Source organism: Aquabacterium sp. (genome assembly GCF_050725395.1).
Classification (GTDB): Bacteria; Pseudomonadota; Gammaproteobacteria; order Burkholderiales; family Burkholderiaceae_C; genus Aquabacterium.
This window is the reverse complement of the sequence record NZ_JBOHHL010000020.1, coordinates 1-17314: the sequence shown is the minus strand read 5'-3', so window position 1 is coordinate 17314 and position 17314 is coordinate 1. Positions and strand designations below refer to the sequence as shown.

The 17314-nt window shown below is 64.2% G+C and carries 14 protein-coding genes, 1 tRNA gene and 1 pseudogene; 11 read left to right on the top strand and 5 right to left on the bottom strand.

Going from position 1 to position 17314, the window contains the following annotated elements:
- Position 1 precedes the first annotated feature (1 nt).
- Complete coding sequence (locus ACREB4_RS13230; RefSeq protein WP_431588692.1) at positions 2 to 1057, bottom strand: L,D-transpeptidase Cds6 family protein; 1056 nt, start codon at positions 1055 to 1057, stop codon at positions 2 to 4.
- A 251-nt stretch (positions 1058 to 1308) separates the two neighbouring features.
- On the opposite strand from ACREB4_RS13230, the gene cysS reads away from it, so the two are divergent.
- The 6 genes from cysS (at position 1309) to ACREB4_RS13200 (ending at position 7300) form a co-directional block, all read left to right on the top strand.
- The gene (gene cysS, locus ACREB4_RS13225) at positions 1309 to 2712 is read left to right on the top strand and encodes a cysteine--tRNA ligase (RefSeq protein WP_431588691.1); all 1404 of its coding nucleotides are present in this window, start codon (positions 1309 to 1311) and stop codon (positions 2710 to 2712) included.
- Positions 2712 to 3422: a DNA-3-methyladenine glycosylase family protein gene (locus ACREB4_RS13220; protein WP_431588690.1), complete on the top strand. Its 711-nt coding sequence runs from the start codon at positions 2712 to 2714 to the stop codon at positions 3420 to 3422. Before cysS ends, ACREB4_RS13220 begins: the two co-directional genes overlap by 1 nt.
- A 33-nt stretch (positions 3423 to 3455) precedes the next feature.
- On the top strand, positions 3456 to 4427 hold the full coding sequence (locus ACREB4_RS13215) for an acetyl-CoA carboxylase carboxyltransferase subunit alpha (RefSeq protein ID WP_431588689.1): 972 nt from the start codon (positions 3456 to 3458) through the stop codon (positions 4425 to 4427).
- 5 nt (positions 4428 to 4432) lie between these two features.
- Entirely contained in the window at positions 4433 to 5773 is a 1341-nt protein-coding gene (gene tilS / locus ACREB4_RS13210; protein ID WP_431588688.1) for a tRNA lysidine(34) synthetase TilS, read from the top strand.
- Positions 5774 to 5868: 95 nt separating this feature from the next.
- A complete protein-coding gene (locus tag ACREB4_RS13205) occupies positions 5869 to 7128 on the top strand; it encodes an aspartate kinase (protein ID WP_431588687.1) in 1260 nt (419 codons plus the stop codon).
- 81 nt (positions 7129 to 7209) lie between these two features.
- Positions 7210 to 7300 (top strand) — tRNA-Ser (locus ACREB4_RS13200).
- A 909-nt stretch (positions 7301 to 8209) separates the two neighbouring features.
- Here the strand turns inward: ACREB4_RS13200 and hmpA are convergent.
- Positions 8210 to 9388 (bottom strand): NO-inducible flavohemoprotein, encoded by a 1179-nt coding sequence (gene hmpA / locus ACREB4_RS13195; RefSeq protein ID WP_431588686.1) that lies wholly within the window; start codon positions 9386 to 9388, stop codon positions 8210 to 8212.
- A gap of 155 nt (positions 9389 to 9543) precedes the next feature.
- On the opposite strand from hmpA, the gene norR reads away from it, so the two are divergent.
- Positions 9544 to 11064, top strand: a complete 1521-nt coding sequence (norR, locus tag ACREB4_RS13190; protein WP_431588685.1) for a nitric oxide reductase transcriptional regulator NorR — start codon at positions 9544 to 9546, stop codon at positions 11062 to 11064.
- A 21-nt stretch (positions 11065 to 11085) separates the two neighbouring features.
- On the opposite strand, the gene ACREB4_RS13185 is transcribed toward norR, so the two are convergent.
- Positions 11086 to 11433: a DUF2845 domain-containing protein gene (locus ACREB4_RS13185; RefSeq protein ID WP_431588684.1), complete on the bottom strand. Its 348-nt coding sequence runs from the start codon at positions 11431 to 11433 to the stop codon at positions 11086 to 11088.
- Positions 11434 to 11565: 132 nt separating this feature from the next.
- On the opposite strand from ACREB4_RS13185, the gene ACREB4_RS13180 reads away from it, so the two are divergent.
- The gene (locus tag ACREB4_RS13180; protein WP_431588683.1) at positions 11566 to 12348 is read left to right on the top strand and encodes an EcsC family protein; all 783 of its coding nucleotides are present in this window, start codon (positions 11566 to 11568) and stop codon (positions 12346 to 12348) included.
- Between the two features lie 49 nt (positions 12349 to 12397).
- Here the strand turns inward: ACREB4_RS13180 and ACREB4_RS13175 are convergent, their stop codons facing one another.
- Entirely contained in the window at positions 12398 to 12646 is a 249-nt protein-coding gene (locus ACREB4_RS13175) for a hypothetical protein (protein WP_431588682.1), read from the bottom strand.
- A 63-nt stretch (positions 12647 to 12709) separates the two neighbouring features.
- Positions 12710 to 13651, bottom strand: coding sequence for a LysR family transcriptional regulator (locus ACREB4_RS13170; RefSeq protein ID WP_431588681.1), 942 nt, complete (start codon positions 13649 to 13651; stop codon positions 12710 to 12712).
- Positions 13652 to 13755: 104 nt separating this feature from the next.
- Here ACREB4_RS13170 and ACREB4_RS13165 point away from each other — a divergent pair, with 104 nt between their 5' ends.
- From ACREB4_RS13165 to ACREB4_RS13155, 3 genes and pseudogenes are all read left to right on the top strand, one after another.
- The gene (locus ACREB4_RS13165; protein WP_431588680.1) at positions 13756 to 14382 is read left to right on the top strand and encodes a glutathione S-transferase family protein; all 627 of its coding nucleotides are present in this window, start codon (positions 13756 to 13758) and stop codon (positions 14380 to 14382) included.
- On the top strand, positions 14379 to 15329 hold the full coding sequence (locus ACREB4_RS13160) for a pyridoxamine 5'-phosphate oxidase family protein (RefSeq protein WP_431588679.1): 951 nt from the start codon (positions 14379 to 14381) through the stop codon (positions 15327 to 15329). Before ACREB4_RS13165 ends, ACREB4_RS13160 begins: the two co-directional genes overlap by 4 nt.
- Positions 15330 to 15368: 39 nt before the next feature.
- Positions 15369 to 17314, top strand: a pseudogene (locus tag ACREB4_RS13155) (alpha-2-macroglobulin); the annotation flags it as partial.

Sequence of the window (17314 nt, the reverse complement as noted above, 5' to 3'; positions counted from 1 at the left end):
ATCACGAACCGGTGCTTTCCTTCACGATCACCCATTCACCACCGGAACGGACCAGATCGACGCGCTTGCCGCTGCTCACGCTCAGGCTGTCGGCCTTGTAGTCCTGGTGGAAGCGGGCGGTGGCCTTGTTGCCATTGATGGAGATGTCGATCTTGGAGAGCTTGACCGAGATGCTGCGCTTGCCCTGGATGCGCTCGCGGCGCTCTTGCTCCCAGGCCTTGCGGGATTTGCCGCCGTTGAAGTCGCGGCTGTAGGCGGCGAAGTAGCCGCTGAGGTCTTTCTTGCTCCAGGCGTTGGCCCAGGCTTGCAACGCCGCTTCGACTTCACGCTCGCCAGCTTCGGCCTTGGCTTCCACCGGAGCGGAGGCTGGCGCCGGTTTGGTCACGGGAGCAGGCGCTGGCGCAGGCACCGGCGCAGGTGATTTGCTGGGGGCTGGCGCGGGGGCGGGGGCGGGCGACGGCGAGGGCACCGCCGGGGCGGTGCTGCTGCTGTTGCTCAGGCTGGCCATCGAGGTGCCACGTTCCTTGGGGAACAGGTCGCGGATCATGGCGAGCTTGGGCGCCACGGCCGAGCGCGTATCGATCTGCAAGGCCTTGGAGTAAGCCTGGCTGGCCAGCTTGGCGTAGACGTCGCCCAGGTTTTCGTAGGCGGTGGCGTAGCTGGGGTTGGTGCGGATCGCCATTTCGAGCGCGTTGCGCGACTTGTCGTACTGGCCTTGCTGGGCATAGAGCACCGCCAGGTTGTTGAACGGCTCAGGCAGCTCGGGGTAGTCTTCCGTCAGCTTGGTGAAGGCGGTGATGGACTCGGGGATGCGGCCAGCTTGCGAGAGGCTGATGGCCCGCAGGAATCGCATCATGGGGTCGCGCGGCCGCGCTGCCAGGAACTGGTCGGCTTTCTGCAGGGCTTCGGTGTTCTTGCCAGCAGAGAGTAGTTTCTGAACATCGCCGACTTCATCTGCCTGCACCGCGAAGGCGGTCATGGACAAGGTGGCAATGGCCAAGCACTTGGCGGCCAGGGCCGTGAAGCGGACTCCAAACTTAGGCGCAACAGCTTGCATGAGTGGTATTTATCCGATGGGTTTGTGTTGGTTGCCGTTTTCGAGGATACCAGCCATGCAGCGGCCGCAAAAGTATCTGTCATCCTCGGCAGCAAGTGGGCCGCTATACTCGTTGGATTGTATCTGAGCGTTGCAAGTTTGACGGGGCCCGTGCATGCCCTGCGCACTTGTTGCTTTGCCGCAAGTACCACATGGCCCGTGTCGTCCGACACCGGATGTGGTCTTGGGCGCCTGACCAGAATTTCTCTCCAATGAGCGTGCGTATTTTCAACAGCCTGTCGCGGCAGGTCGAGTCCTTTGTGCCCCTGGTTCCTGGCCGGGTCGGTTTGTATGTCTGCGGCATGACCATCTATGACCTATGTCACGTGGGGCATGCCCGCATGATGATGTCATTCGACGTGGTGCAGCGGTGGCTCAGGGCTTCCGGCCTGATGGTGAGCTACGTGCGCAACATCACCGACATCGACGACAAGATCATCCGCCGGGCGGTGGAGCGTGGCATCACGATCCGCGAGTTGACGGACGAGATGACCGAGGCCATGCACCAGGACATTGGTGCCTTGGGCATCCAGCCGCCAGATCACGAACCGCGCGCCACACAGTACGTGCCGCAGATGCTGGACATGATCGCCAAGCTGGAAGGCAAGGGGCTGGCTTACCAGGCCGATGGCGGCGACGTGAACTACGCGGTGCGCAAATTCCAAGGCTACGGCAAGCTGTCCGGCAAGTCGCTGGACCAGTTGCGCGCGGGTGAACGCGAACTGAACGGCGCGGGTGCCAAGGCCGCCGATGGCAAGCACGATCCCCTCGACTTCGTGCTCTGGAAGGCCGCCAAGCCTGAAGAGCCGCAAGATGCCAAATACGAGTCGCCCTATGGTGCGGGCCGCCCTGGATGGCACATCGAGTGCTCGGCCATGGCGTGCAGCCTGTTGGGTGAGCAGTTCGACATCCACGGCGGCGGCCTGGATCTGCAATTCCCCCACCACGAGAATGAAATCGCCCAGAGCGAAGGCGCCAGCGGCAAGCGCTTCGTCAACTACTGGATGCACAACGGCTTCCTGAACGTGGACAACGAGAAGATGTCCAAGTCCTTGGGCAATTTCTTCACCATCCGCGACGTGCTCAAGAGTTATGACGGCGAGACCGTGCGGTTTTTCATGTTGCGCACGCATTACCGCAGCCCGTTCAACTACAGCGATGCCGGTCTGGACGATGCACGCCAAGGCTTGCGCCGTCTGTACACCGCGCTGGGCACCGTGCCCGATGTGCCCGCGGTTCAGATCGATTGGTCCCACCCCCAGGCGGCTCGGTTCAAGGCCGCCATGGACGAAGACTTCACCACACCCATTGCCGTGGCGGTCTTGTTCGACCTGGCGGCCGAAGTGAACCGCTCTGCCTCGGTCGAAGCCGCTGGCCTGCTGAAGGCGCTGGCAGGCATCCTCGGCTTGCTGCAGCAGCCGCCACAGGTCTATCTGCAAGGCGGTGCTGAGGCGGGGGGGCTGGATGCCGCCACCATCGATGCCCTGATCTCTGCCCGGGCTGAAGCCAAGAAGGCCAAGGACTTCGCCAAGTCCGACCGCATCCGGGACGAACTGGCCGGGCAGGGCATCGTCTTGAAAGACGGCCCGCAGGGCACGACGTGGGTCAAAGCCTGATGTCGTCCTCCGATTTCCAGGCAGCAGCCGATGCCGCCGCCGCGTCGCAGCAGCTTGTGCCCGCCTTGGTGACGCCCCCTTATTGGGACGAAGCCTGCAAGCACCTGGCCAAGCGTGATCGCGTGATGCGCAAGCTGGTGGCCGATTACGGGCAGGGGCGTCTGTACAGCCGCCGGGACGCGTTCACCACGCTGGCGCGCTCGATCGTCGGGCAACAGATTTCGCAGAAATCAGCCCAACTGGTCTGGGAACGCTTGCTGACCCTGGTGGGGCAGCAGCCGCCCCAGTCGCGGGCACCGCTGTCGGTGCAGGCCGTGCTGGCCATGGGGGCCGACCAGCTTCGCACCGCTGGCCTGTCGGCCCGCAAGACCGAATACCTGAAAGACCTGGCGGAGCATTTCGCCGAAGGCCGTGTCCATGTGAACCACTGGGAGCGCATGGACGACGAGACCATCATCGAGGAACTGGTGGACATCCGCGGCATCAGCCGCTGGACGGCCGAGATGTTCCTGATTTTTCACCTGATGCGGCCCAATGTGCTGCCGCTGGATGACGCCATATTGATCCAGGCGATCAGCCAAAGTTATTTCAGCGGTGAACCCGTGTCGCGTGCCGAAGCGCGCGACATCGCGGAAGCCTGGGCCCCCTATCGCACAGTGGGAACGTGGTATCTGTGGCGCAGCCTTGACCCGCTGCCCGCGGCATCATAAAAACCTGCTGCGCGTGACCGAGGACAATCTGCCATGAGCAAACGACATTTTCTGGAATTCGAGCAACCGATCGCGGAACTTGAAAGCAAGATCGAAGAGCTGCGCTACGTGCAAAGCGAATCGGCCGTCGACATCTCGGAAGAGATCGACCGGCTGAGCAAGAAGAGCTTGCAACTGACCAAGGACGTGTACTCCAGCCTGTCGCCCTGGCAGGTGACGCAGATCGCGCGGCACCCGCAGCGGCCCTACACGCTGGACTATGTGAACGAGCTGTTCACCGACTTCCAGGAGCTGCACGGCGACCGCCACTACGCGGACGACCTGTCCATCGTGGGCGGCCTGGCGCGCTTCAATGGCCAGGCCTGCATGGTGCTGGGCCATCAGAAGGGCCGTGACACCAAGGAGCGTGCCATGCGCAACTTCGGCATGTCGCGCCCAGAGGGCTACCGCAAGGCCCTGCGCCTCATGCAGGTGGCCGAGAAGTTCGGCTTACCGGTGTTCACCTTTGTCGACACGCCGGGCGCCTACCCAGGCATCGGTGCCGAAGAGCGCAACCAGTCCGAGGCCATTGGCCGCAACATCTTCGAGATGGCGCGCCTGGAAGTGCCCATCATCACCACCATCATCGGTGAAGGTGGCTCGGGCGGTGCCCTGGCCATCAGCGTGGCCGACCAGGTGCTGATGCTGCAGTATTCCGTGTACTCGGTGATCTCGCCAGAAGGCTGCGCCTCCATCCTGTGGAAGACCTCGGACCGGGCCGAAGACGCGGCCGAGGCCTTGGGCATCACGGCGCACCGCCTGAAGGCCCTGGGCCTGGTCGACAAGATCGTCAGCGAGCCGGTGGGTGGCGCGCACCGCGACCACAAGCAGGCAGCGGCCAACCTCAAGCGCGGCTTGAACGACGCCATGCGCCAGCTCAGCGACCTGAAGCTCAAGGAACTGCTGCAGCAGCGCTACGACCGGCTGCAAAGCTACGGCCGCTACAACGACACCAAAGAGCATTGAGCGCCATGGGCGCGGCGGGCGAGGGGGGCTGCATCGCCGTGGCCTACAGCGGTGGACGTGACTCCACCGCCTTGCTGCACGCCACGGCCGTGGCCGCCCGCGAGCAAGCGGGCCTGCGCGTGGTGGCCCTGCACGTGCACCATGGCCTGAGTCCGAACGCCGACCAGTGGCTCGCGCATGCCCAATCGCAATGCGAAGCCTGGGCCGCCCAGGGCCTGCCCGTCAGCCTCGTCTGGCGACGGCTTCGCCTGGAGCGCCAGCAAGGCGACAGCGTCGAAGCCTTGGCGCGGGATGCCCGCTACCAGGCCCTGACCGAGATGGCGCATGAGGCAGGGGCCGACACCGTGCTGCTCGCCCACCACCGGCGCGACCAGGCCGAAACCTTCCTGCTGCAGGCCCTGCGTGGCGCGGGCATGGCCGGCTTGTCGGCCATGCCGGCCATGGCGGATCGCCATGGCATCCAATGGGCGCGGCCTTGGTTGACGCATCCACGCCGTGCCATCGAGGCTTATGTGGCCCAGCATGGCCTGAGCCATGTCGAAGACGACAGCAATGCCGATCCCCGTTTTGCCCGCAACCGTGTCCGCTTGACCGTGTGGCCGGCACTGGAGGCCGCCTTCGAGCAGGCCGAGGTGTCCTTGGCCCAGTCAGCCTCCCGGGCTGCCGATGCCCGGGCCTGCCTGGAGATCTGGCTGGAGCAGTCGCTGGCCGGTTTGCTTTTGCCCGAACAGGATGAGGCGATGAGTGCGCCTGCGCTGCTGGTCTGGCCTTTGCCGCAACAACGGGAGCTGCTCCGGCATTGGTTCATCACCCGCACGGCGCGGCACCTGCCCGCCAGCGCGGTGGCGCGCCTGACCTCGGAATTGCCCGCCTTGGTTGGCACGGGCCGCTCCATCCAATGGCGCGCGGGTGCTTTCGATGTGTGCCTGTACCGCGGTGTTTTGACCTGCCGGCCGGCCGCCTTGGCGGGGCGCCTGGCCGAAGGCGTGCCCACGGTTCGCTTGAGCATCCAGGGCCCGGGGCGCCATGAATTGCCGTCGTGGGGCGGCGCCTTGCTGGTCTCGCCCGTGGCACAAGGTGGCGTGGCCTTGTCCCGTTTGGCGCAGGTCGAAGTCCGGGGCCGGACAGGGGGTGAAGATTTCCAGTTGGGCCCCAAGCGCCCATCCCGGGCCTTGAGAAAGCAGTTCCAGGCCCAGGCCGTGCCCGAGTGGGAACGTGCCGGGCCCCTGGTGTATGCGGAAGGCGAGCTGGTTTTCGCACGGGGCTTGGGGGTGGATGCCCGTGCCCTGGCGGCACCTGGGGAAGCCCAGGTCACCCTGATTTGGGTGCCTGATCTGACAATTTAACGGGTCACGATGGAGGAGCGGTCAGTCGTGACTGACTGATCGGGCTAAAATCGAAGGCTCGACCGAGTAATCGTTACCCTTCAACTTCATCTGACATGGCACTGATCGTTCACAAATACGGCGGCACCTCGATGGGCTCCACGGAGCGCATCCGGAACGTGGCCAAGCGCGTGGCCAAGTGGGTGCGGGCTGGTCACCAACTGGTGGTCGTGCCCTCGGCCATGAGCGGCGACACCAACCGCCTGCTGGGCCTGGCCAAGGAAATCTCCGACCGCGCCAGCCCCCGCGAACTCGACATGATCGCCTCGACCGGGGAGCAGGTGTCGGTCGGTCTGCTGGCCATCGCCTTGCAGGCCGAAGGCCTGGAGGCCGTCAGCTACGCCGGCTGGCAAGTGCCCATCAAGACCGATTCGTCCTTCACCAAGGCGCGCATCGAAAGCATCGACGACGTCCGCGTGCGTGCCGACCTGGCCGCGGGTAAAGTGGTGGTCATCACCGGCTTCCAGGGGGTCGATCCCAACGGCCACATCACCACCTTGGGCCGTGGCGGTTCGGACACCTCGGCCGTCGCGATCGCCGCGGCGATGAAGGCCGACGAATGCCTGATCTACACCGACGTGGACGGCGTCTACACGACCGACCCCCGCGTGGTGCCCGAAGCGCGCCGCCTGAACAGCATCAGCTTCGAAGAGATGCTGGAGATGGCGTCATTGGGCTCGAAGGTGCTGCAAATCCGCTCGGTGGAATTCGCCGGCAAATACCGTGTGCCATTGCGTGTCTTGTCCAGCTTCACGCCCTGGGATATCGACCTCGACGTGGAAGCATCGTCGGGCACGCTGATCAGTTTTGAGGAAGACGAAAAAATGGAACAAGCCGTTGTCTCTGGCATCGCCTTCAACCGCGACGAAGCCAAAATCACCGTGGTTGGCGTGCCCGACACCCCCGGCATCGCCTACCAGATCCTGGGCAAGGTGGCCGAGGCCAACATCGACGTGGACGTGATCATCCAGAACGTCTCGCACGATGGCAAGACCGACTTCTCGTTCACCGTGCACCGCAACGACTACGCGCGCACGATGGAACTGCTGGAAACCAAGGTGGTGCCTGCCCTGGGGGCGCAGCAGGTCGTGGGCGACCCGAAAATCTGCAAGGTCAGCATCGTGGGCATCGGCATGCGCAGCCACGTGGGCATCGCCAGCACGATGTTCCGTTGCCTGTCGGAAGAGAGCATCAACATCCAGATGATCACCACCAGCGAGATCAAGACCTCGGTCGTGATCGATGAGAAGTACATGGAACTGGCAGTGCGCGCCTTGCACAAGGCCTTTGGCCTGGAAGAAGCCCGCGCCGCTTGATCTGGATGGTGAGCATGCCGTTGTTTTGACGGCAGCGCCAAGGAAGGCGTCGTTTTCACCGCTATAATGCCAGCTTGTGCTGGAGACGTGACCGAGTGGCCGAAGGTGCTCCCCTGCTAAGGGAGTATGCGCCAAAAGCGCATCGAGGGTTCGAATCCCTCCGTCTCCGCCAGAAACAGAATGCCCCCTATGAGACTGGTTCTCCTAGGGGGTTTTTCTTTTGACCATGCGCTTTAACCATGGCCCCGGCATCGCAATTGCCGATTGCTGGAGTCCACCATTGCAAGGAGCATGCGATGACTAAAGCTATTACACGCGGTTCGACTCAAGACATCAACACGGTAAACGAGGGCCAAGCATGAAAGCTCCCAACAAGTTTTCGATCGTTGTTGCCGTGGGCTTGGTGCTGCTCCTGGTCTTTCTTGCCAGCCTCGGAACGGGAGCGGTTGATTTTTCGGCCCTGCGAGGTAAAGGCTGAGTTTTCGATTGCGCGCTTAACCGATGGTGAACCGGCTTCTTCCTTGAAGGCTTCTCCTGCCCTCGGCGATGTCTGGCTGGGCTTCACAAGGATCATAAAATACTGTATAAATATACAGTATGAACACGCCACTTCGAGACCAACGGATAGAGCAATGCGCGAAGCGCCTGAGCGCTGGGCGGGGGCCTGTGAAGAAAAACGGTGCCCCAAAAAGGGCCCAGCCTGGGCGCATCGACATGGATTGGTTGCTGGACCTTGGTTTGATGCTGTGCACCGTCGTGGGAATCTTGACGTGGCCCTGGTAGCTAAAACATGAGAGTCCTGGCCATGCCGTAAATCGCCTTGGCGATCTCCGACAACGCCAGCAAGACCATGCAGATGGAGCCGACCCAGATCAACAGGGCCACCCTTTGTTCGGCGCGGCTCATAGGCGCGCGTGTATTCACCCGGGTGATCCGAATCCGAGTGACTTCCCCGCTGGAGTGAAGCGGGGCATTCGACAAAAGATTGGGCTGAAAGCGCCGTTCGCGTTGTCTGACCACGACATGTCTCCCAGTGCGAGGTGGGATGCATGCTTTGTGCCAGGGTGCTGGTTCAGGCCACTCAGGCGATGGCTTCCCGCGGGCCGAAGAACTCGTAGCGCAGTCGGTCGGTCTGCACGCCCAGCGTCTGGCCGATCTGGTAGACGGCTTGCATGAAGGGTTTGGGGCCGATGAAGTACAGGTCCACGTCGCGGTCGTCCGGCAGGTGCTGGGCCAGGATCTCATGGTTCACGCGGCCAACCGCATGGGCCTGTTCATCGCCCCGTGGTTGGTCGTACACATAAGTGGTGCGCACATTCCCATGCTGACGCGCCAATTCGTCCACCCGGTCGCGGAAAGCGTGCACGCCGCCATGCAGGGCCGCGTGGATGAAATGGATCGGCCGGCCAGATGCTGCCGTGGCTTCCAGCATGCACATGGCCGGGGTGATGCCCACGCCACCGCTCACCAGCACCAGGGGACGCGTCGCAGTGTCGCCCAACACGAAATCGCCACTGGGGGCCTGCACCAGCAGTTCCTGCCCGATCTGGACCTCGTCGTGCAGCCAGTTCGACACCAGTCCGCCCGGTTCGCGCTTGACGCTGATGCGCAACCAGTGCTTGCCTGGTGCGTCCGACAGGGAGTAGTTGCGGCGGGCTTCCTGTCCGTGGACGTGGACCACCAGGGTCAGGTACTGGCCGGGCTGAAAGGCGGGCAAGGCACCACCATCGGCGGGCTCCAGGTAAAAAGAGGTGATCAGATCGCTTTCGGGCACCTTGCGAGCAACTTTGAACGCCCGCGTGCCACGCCAGCCGCCCGTTTTGGCGGCATTCGCCTGGTAGACCTGCTCCTCCGCATCGATCAGCAACTGGGCCAGCGCGGTGTAGGCCTCGCCCCAGGCCGCGATGATGTCGTCGGTGGCGGCATCGCCCAGAACGTCCTTGATGGCGCGCAGCAGGCATTGCCCGACGATGGGGTAGTGCTTGGCCTGGACACCCAGGGCCACGTGCTTCTGGATGATGCGGGGCAGTGCGCCGGCCAGGGCTTCCAATCGGTCAATGTTGGCGGCGTAGGCCAGCACGGCGCCGGCCAGCGCGCGGGCTTGCGTGCCCTGGGCCTGGTGCGCTTCATTGAAGAATGCCTTGAGTTGGGGATGCTCGCGCAGCATCAGTTGGTAGAAATGCGTGGTGATCGCTTCGCCATGCTGTTGGAGCACGGGCACGGTGGCCTTGATGAGGGCGATGGTTTGAGCGGAAAACATGGTGAGAGGCGTCCTGTTTAATAGAGGTGTGCCTGAATCAATCCAAATTGCGTGCCAGGTGATCGGCGCGTGCAAGTGCTTGATTTGGCGAAGGACTTGCTCGTTCGTTGTGCTTATGACAACATGATGTGTGTTGTCATATTGACGGGCGTGTTGTGAAATTGACCTTTGAAACCCCCTTGGCCCCGTACCAGCGTTTGCTGTCGGCCGCCCGTGCCCTGGTGCGTTGCGATGCCGCGGCTTTGTTGCGGCTGGACCATGACATGCTGGTGCCGGTGGCCATCGATGGCCTGAGCGAAGACACCATGGGCCGTCGTTTCGCGGTCGCGCGGCATCCCCGCTTGTCGCAACTGCTGTCGAGCGTGCAAGGCTTGCGCTTCCCGCCCGACTGCAATTTGCCCGACCCTTACGATGGCTTGGTGGCCGGGCACCCCGACATCCTGCCCGTTCACGATTGCATGGGGGCGCCCTTGATGGTGGGCGGCCGCCTCTGGGGCCTGGTCACCCTGGATGCCCTGACCCCTGGCGCACTGGGCGACGTGTCACCGGGGCAGTTGCAGGCCTTGAAGGCCATGCTCGAGGACGGCATCGAGAAGCAGGACACCATCGGTGCCTTGGCCGAACGGGCCGAACGCGAGCAAGCGGTTTCGCGCGCATTGCTGCAGACCAGCCAGCAACCTCGGCAGTTGCTGGGGCACAGCGATGCCTTGCAGCAGTTGCTGCGTGACATCGACATCGTCGCGCCGTCCGACCTGACCGTGCTGGTGCTGGGCGAGACGGGTGTCGGCAAGGAGCTGGTGGCGCAGCAGCTGCACGCGCAATCCGGGCGGCGGGAGCGCCCGCTCATCCAGCTCAATTGCGCGGCCTTGCCCGACACCCTGGCCGACAGCGAGCTGTTCGGGCACAAGCGGGGCGCCTTCACGGGCGCGGTGCAGGACCGCGTGGGCAAGTTCGAACTGGCCGATGGCGGCACCCTGTTCCTGGACGAGGTGGGCGAGCTGTCGCCCACCGTGCAGGCCAAGCTGCTGCGCGTGCTGCAAAGCGGTGAGCTGCAGCGGCCCGGCAGTGACAAGGCTTTGAGGGTGGACGTGCGCGTGATCGCCGCGACCAACCGGGATCTCAAGCAGGAGGTGTCGCAAGGGCGTTTCAGGGTGGACCTGTACCACCGCCTGTCGGTGTACCCGCTGCATGTGCCACCTTTGCGCGAGCGTGGCCGGGATGTGCTGACCCTGGCGGGTGGTTTTCTGGAAGAGAACCAGCATCGCCTGGGGGCTCGCAACCTGCGTTTGTCACCCCAGGCCAAGGCGGCCTTGCTGGCTTACGACTGGCCTGGCAATGTGCGTGAACTGGAGCACCTTGTGAATCGTGCCGCTTTGCGGGCCCTGTCCGAGCAGGGGCGAGGGGCCCGCTGGGTGGCCATCGAAGCCGCGCATTTGGGGTTGGACGTGCAAGCCATGGCCGCGGAGGGCTCGGCGGCGAAGCCGGATGACAGCACTGGATGGATGGCCCCGATCGGAGAAAGCTTGCGGGCCGCCACCGATGCTTTCCAGCGGCGCTGGATCGTGGCGGCGCTGAAACGGCATGGTGGCGCCATGGCCGCGGCGGCACGCGAGGCGGGGATGGACCGCAGCAATTTTCACCGCCTGGCCGCCCGACTGGGCGTCAAGACCAACTGAGCATGGGAGGGTGCCTGTGAGTCATTGAGGCGTGCGGCCGTAACTGATGGACTGCACCACGCCCGACTTGAAGCGCACCGTGGCCATGAGGTTGCCGGGGCCACGGTCGTAGAGCCAATCCTCGACCTGCTGGCAGGGCACGACCACGCTGGCGAAAGGCTGCGGCACAGGCGCCAGGGTGGGCGCGTAGTAAACGGGCGCGCAGAAGGCATCGACCAGCACGGGCTGTCCGCACTTGTACAGAACGGACATGCGGGAGTCGCCTTCCGAGGTGATGTTGCCATTGCAGCGCAAGGATTCCGACCTGGCGCAGTTGGGCAACAGCATGGCCAGGATCGCCATCGTCCAAAGCAGACCTCTCGCGTTCACCTTCGGCACCTCCATGTTCAACGCGTCATTTGAACCCAGATCAGCAAAATTGACACCGTGAAAGGGCTTGGCAGGCCTTCAGTGGCGGGCGCATCATTTGCTTGGATGAAAGCCAGAACAAAAGGATGGACCATGTCCCTTTCAAGCTCCGACATCGACGAATTGCGCCAGGCGAAGATCCTGCTTGAGAACCCAGGGCTGGTCGCCAGGATCAGTGATGTGCTCGGCACACCGCTGGAAAAAGGTTTTGGCATGCTGCCCAAGAAGTGGGGGCAGCTCATCAACGAGGCGGCCAGCAAGTCCATCGCCAAGGCCATGGACGTGGCCTTGAAGACCATGGAGCGCGGCCAGACGATCGAGCATTCCGCCAATGTCTGGCACAAGCTGGCCGTGGGGGCGTCGGGGGCCGTGGGCGGGGCTTTCGGGCTGTCGGCCTTGCTGATCGAATTGCCGGTGTCGACCACCATCATGCTGCGTTCGATCGCCGACGTGGCGCGCAGCGAAGGAGAGGACCTGAATTCGCCCGAAGCCCAATTGGAATGCGTGCAGGTGCTGGCCTTGGGCGGCCGGTCCGACAAGGACGACGCGGCCGAAACCGGTTACTTCGCCGCGCGTGCCGCGATGGCGCAGGCCGTGTCGGAAGCGGCCAGGCAGGTGGCTCAAAAAGGTTTGGTGCAGCGCAAGGGCGCGGCCCTGGTGCAACTGATCGCGCAGGTGGCCTCGCGTTTCTCGGTCAATGTGTCCGAGAAGGTGATGGCGCAGGCGGTGCCGGTGGTGGGCGCAGTGGGCGGCGCGGTGATCAACACCTTGTTCATGGAGCACTTCCAGCGCATGGCCCGCGGGCATTTCATCGTGCGCCGACTGGAGCGGGTGCACGGCGCCGAGGAAGTCAAGGTCATCTACGCGGGCCTGTGACTTTTCTTGCTGAACATGTGCCCAGGGCCGCAAGGCCCCAGATGCTCGCTCAGTGCTTGACGTGTTCCTTGTTGAATCCGCCCGTGGGCGCGAAGGTGCGCGGCCGGTCGTCAGGGGTCGAGCAGGGGGCCTGCCACTCTTTCAGTTCGCGGGCCAGCAGCTCGTGCCCGTGGTGTTTGGCCAGGTCGATCAGGGCGAAGACGTTGTCGTCGGTGACCAGTTCATGGCCCAGGCCCTTGGCCAATTGACGGTAGATGTTCTGGATCTCGGGCGTCGCGGAATCGGGCAGTGCGGACATGGGGGTCTCCTGGCTGAGTGGCGGCGGCGAGATGGCCGCCCCCTGTTTTAACCCAGTTTGCAATCACCGTGCCCGAGATGGCTCAACATCGTTCAGTGCTGGGTGGGCGCGCAGGCGCTGGGTCGCGAAATCGATGAAGGCCCGGACCTTGGCCGCCGCGTGCCGGCCTTCCGGGTGCACCAGGTGCACAGGGATGGGGGCGAGTTCGAAGTCGGCCAGCAGGATGCGCAACCGCCCCGATGCCACGTACTCGGCCACCTGGTAGGAGATGGCGCGGGTCAGGCCATGTCCAGCGCAGGCCGCGAGGATGCCGACCTCCGTGGCATTGACCGTCATCTGCACGCGTGGTGAAGGCGCTGGGCGTGGTTGCCGTGCAGGGTCGTCGGGCCGCGCGAACTGCCAGGGGGTGAAGGGCCCGCCCGAGGTTGAGACGCCGATGGCGTCGTGCTGGGCCAGTTCATCGGGCGATTGAGGTTCGCCATACCGGGCCAGGTAATCGGGAGAGGCCACGATGACCCGCCGCACGGTGCCCACCTTGATCGCGCTCAGGGACGAGTCGGGCAGGTGCGCGATGCGCAAGGCCACGTCCACGCCTTCGTCGATCAGGTGCACCACGCGGTCCACGAACATGGCCTTGGCCTGCACCCGCGGGTGGGCTTTCAGAAAGTCGAACATCAATGGCGCGATGTGGATGCGGCCGAACAGCACGGGCGCCGTGACGGTGAGGTGCCCTTGCGGTTCGACGTGGGCACCGCTGGCCAGAGCGTCGGCCTCGTTCAACTCGCCGAGGATGCGGCGGCAATCGGCCAGGTAGCGTTCGCCGGCCTCGCTCAAGCGCAGGCTGCGGGTGGTCCGGTGCAGCAGCCGGGCACCGAGGTGTGATTCGAGCGCGGCCACGGCTCGGGTGATGGCGGCCGGCGAGCTTTTGAGCTGGCGTGCGGCGCCAGCGAAGCTCTGGGTGTCGGCCACGGTGACGAAGACGCGCATCGATTCGAACTGGTCCATGGCTGAATTGTTGCGCAATTTGCAATGATCAGTTGCTGGGTTTGGTGATTCACATTGAAGTTCGGTGTGAATAAGCTGAGCGCACTTCAACAAGGAGCTTCATCATGACCATCCGCCTGCACGACTTCGCTTTGTCGGGCCATGCCCACCGCGTGCGCCTGTTCCTGTCCCTGCTTGGCTTGCCTTTCGAGACTGTGCCGGTCAACCTCGCCAAGGGCGAGCACAAAGGCGAGGCCTTCCTGGCTTTGAACGCCTTTGGCCAGGTGCCGGTGCTGCAAGACGGCGACCTGACGCTGCCCGACAGCAACGCGATCATCGTGTACCTGGCTTTGAAGTACGACCCATCGCGCCAATGGTGGCCCGAGGATGCTGCCCAGATTGCGCAGGTGCAGCGCTGGTTGAGCGTGGCTGCCGGACCGCTGGCGCATGGCGTGGCCAAGGTGCGGTGGACAGGCCTGACGGGTGGAACGCCCGAGAAACCCGTGGTGGAGATGGCCACCCAGTTGCTGCGGGTCATGGACCAGCACCTGGCGGCGCAGCGTTTCCTGGCATCGGAAGCCCACCCGACCGTGGCCGACATCGCCTTGTACAGCTACACGGCCCGCGTGACCGAAGGCGGCATCTCGCTTGAGCCCCATGCCCAGGTGCGGCGCTGGTTGGCCGAGTTGGAAGCGTTGCCGGGTTTCCTGCCCATGCCTTCGACCGAACCATTTGCCAAGAAGCCGGCATGAACACCCAGCGGGAAACCTCGCCCTTTCATCCTGGCGAGCAGCACGTGCAAAGCCTGACCGGGGTGCGGGAGGTGATGGAGGCGCGCGGACGGCAGATGATCCGGGACCACATGCCCGACCAGCACCGCGACTTCTTCGCCACTTTGCCCTTCATCGTCATCGGTGCACTGGATGCAGGGGGGCATCCCTGGGCCACGGTGATGGCGGGGCCACCGGGTTTCATGGACTCGCCCGATGCGCGATCGCTGCATTTGAATGCGGGTTTGCTGGCCGATGACCCACTGGCATCGCATTGGCAGGCGGGCATGCAACTGGGCCTGCTGGGCATCCAGCCGCACACCCGCCGACGCAACCGCATGAATGGGGTGCTGACGCGGGTGAATGAGTTCGGATCCACGGTGGCGGTGCGGCAAAGCTTTGGCAACTGCCCCAAGTACATCCAGCCGCGGGAGGCTTTTTGGGTGCCCGACGCCAGGCCACCCTTGGGCGTCCTTGGACCTGCGTTTCAAGACGAAGGCGCCCACCTGTCGCCGCGGGCGCAAGCCCTCATTGAACAGGCGGACACCTTCTTCATTGCTTCGGCGTCACCGAATGCGTCGGCGAGGGACCTCGATCGCAGCGAAGGCGTGGACGTGTCGCACCGCGGGGGCTTGTCCGGTTTCGTCAAGCTGCGCGATGAGGCCGAAGGCACGCTGCTGACCGTGCCCGACTACACCGGCAACGCCATGTTCAACACTTTGGGCAACATTGTGAGCAACCCCAAGGTGGGCCTCCTGTTCATGGACTTTGAACGTGGCGCGCTGCTGTGGCTGCAAGGGCTCGCAGAGGTTGAGCACGACAGCCCCGAACAGGCCGAGCACACCGGTGCGCTGCGTTTGCTGCGAATCCGCGTCACGCGAGGCAGGCTGCATGAAAGGGGTTGGCCGCTGGCCTGGTCGGAAGACTGATATCGTCTCTGCCCAGGACCACAAAGCAGAGGAAACCCCATGAGTCAGCACTGGTTGCGCCGCCGCATGCCCCGAACCTTGATCTGGGCGGCGCTGGTTTTGAGCGCGGGTGTGTTGTCCGCCGCCACGGTGCAGACTTTTTCACCCCAGGGCGAGGTGGCGCGTGTGCGGCAGGCCCGGGCCACCTTCACCGAATCGATGGTGCGCTTTGGTGACCCCAAGTTGCCCGCGCCGTTTGATTTGGCCTGTGCCAACAGCACGCCGCCAGCCGGCACGGGACGTTGGGTGGACGACAAGACCTGGGTGCACGACTTCACGCAGGACGTGCCGGCGGGCACCAAGTGCAGCTTCAAGCTCAAGATGGGTTTGAAGACCTTGGCGGGTGATGCCGTTCAAGGGCCAGCGGCCTACGACTTCAGCACGGGTGGTCCGTCCATCGTCCGTGCCTATCCCTCGGCGGGCGAGGGCAGCCGCATCGAAGAAGAGCAAGTCTTTGCCTTGCTGCTCACCGGCGCGGCCACGCCTGCCAGCATTCAACAGCACGGTCATTGCGAAGTCGGGGGCCTGGGCGAGCGCGTGCCGCTGAAGGTGGTGATGGGCCCGGTGCGCGACGCCATCCTCAAGGCGGTGGACCTGGTGCCGCAACAAGCCCGCGTGGCGACGGTGCAATGTGGCCGGCCCTTGCCCAACGACGCGCGCGTTCAGGTGGTGTGGGGCCGTGGCATTGCCACGCCCTCGGGCGTGCCCAATTCAGCCGACCGCAGCCTGGACTACACCGTGCGGCCGCCGTTCACCGCGAGTTTCACCTGCGAGCGCACCAGTTCGCGCGCCGATTGCCTGCCCATCCGCCCGATGCGCCTGGAGTTTTCATCGCCCGTGCCGCGCAAGCTGGCCGAGCGCATCGTGCTGGTCGCGCCTGATGGCTCGCACAAGCCCGAGGTCGAGCAGCAGCGTGGCGAGACCAAGGAACAACTGCTGTCGGTGGTGCAGAACGGCGTCCGAAAGTTCTTCCACCTGTTCAGCCGCAACCAGGGCGAGGTGGGCATCGATCCGTCCGAGAGCGGCGTCAGCGCTGTCGAGTTCAAAGGGCCCTTGCCTGAAAGTGCCGATGTCCGCATCGAGTTGCCCGCCGACCTGCGCGATGACGCGGGCCGTGTGCTGAGCAACGCCAGCGCCTTTCCCTTGAAGACGCGCACAGCGGAGGCGCCAGCGCTGGCCAAGTTCCCGGCCGCCACCTTCGGCATCCTGGAGCTGAATGCCGAGCCCATGCTGCCTTTGACGGTGCGCCGCATCGAAGGCGATTTGAAGGTGAAGGGCCTGGCCACACCAGGCGGCGCCGTGCGTGATTTGAAGCTGGCCGACGACCGCGCCATCATCGAATGGCTGGGCAAGGTCAAGCGCTACAACGAAGGCCGCTTGCCGCGCGCCGAGGTGCAGTCGGAGCTGGGCATCAAGCTGCCACCGCCGGTCAAGAAGGCCAAACCGGCACGCCAGGCGAAACGTTATGGCGAAGACGTGTCGGATGACGAGGGCAACGAAGATCCGCCCGACGTGGTGCAGACGCGCACGGTGAGTTTGCTCAACCGCGAGTCTGGCGCGAAGAAACTGAGCTTGCCGTCCAGCGATGCCAAGACCGAACCGCGGCCTTTTGAGGTGATCGGCATCCCGATGAGCCACCCGGGCTTCCACGTGGTCGAGGTGGCGTCGGCCAAGCTGGGCCAGGCCTTGCTGGACCGCGATGCGCCCATGTACGTGCGCACCAGCGTGCTGGTGACCAACCTGGGTGTGCATTTCAAGACGAGCACGAATAACTCGATGGTGTGGGTGACGACGCTGGACAAAGGCAAGCCGGTGGAAGGGGCGCAGGTGCAGATCTCGGATTGCCTGGGCGAGCCGGTGTGGTCGGGCCGCACCGACAAGCAGGGCTTGGTCATGGTCAAGCAGGAACTGCCTCGCCTGAGCTGGGACCACTGCCAGCGCGGTTC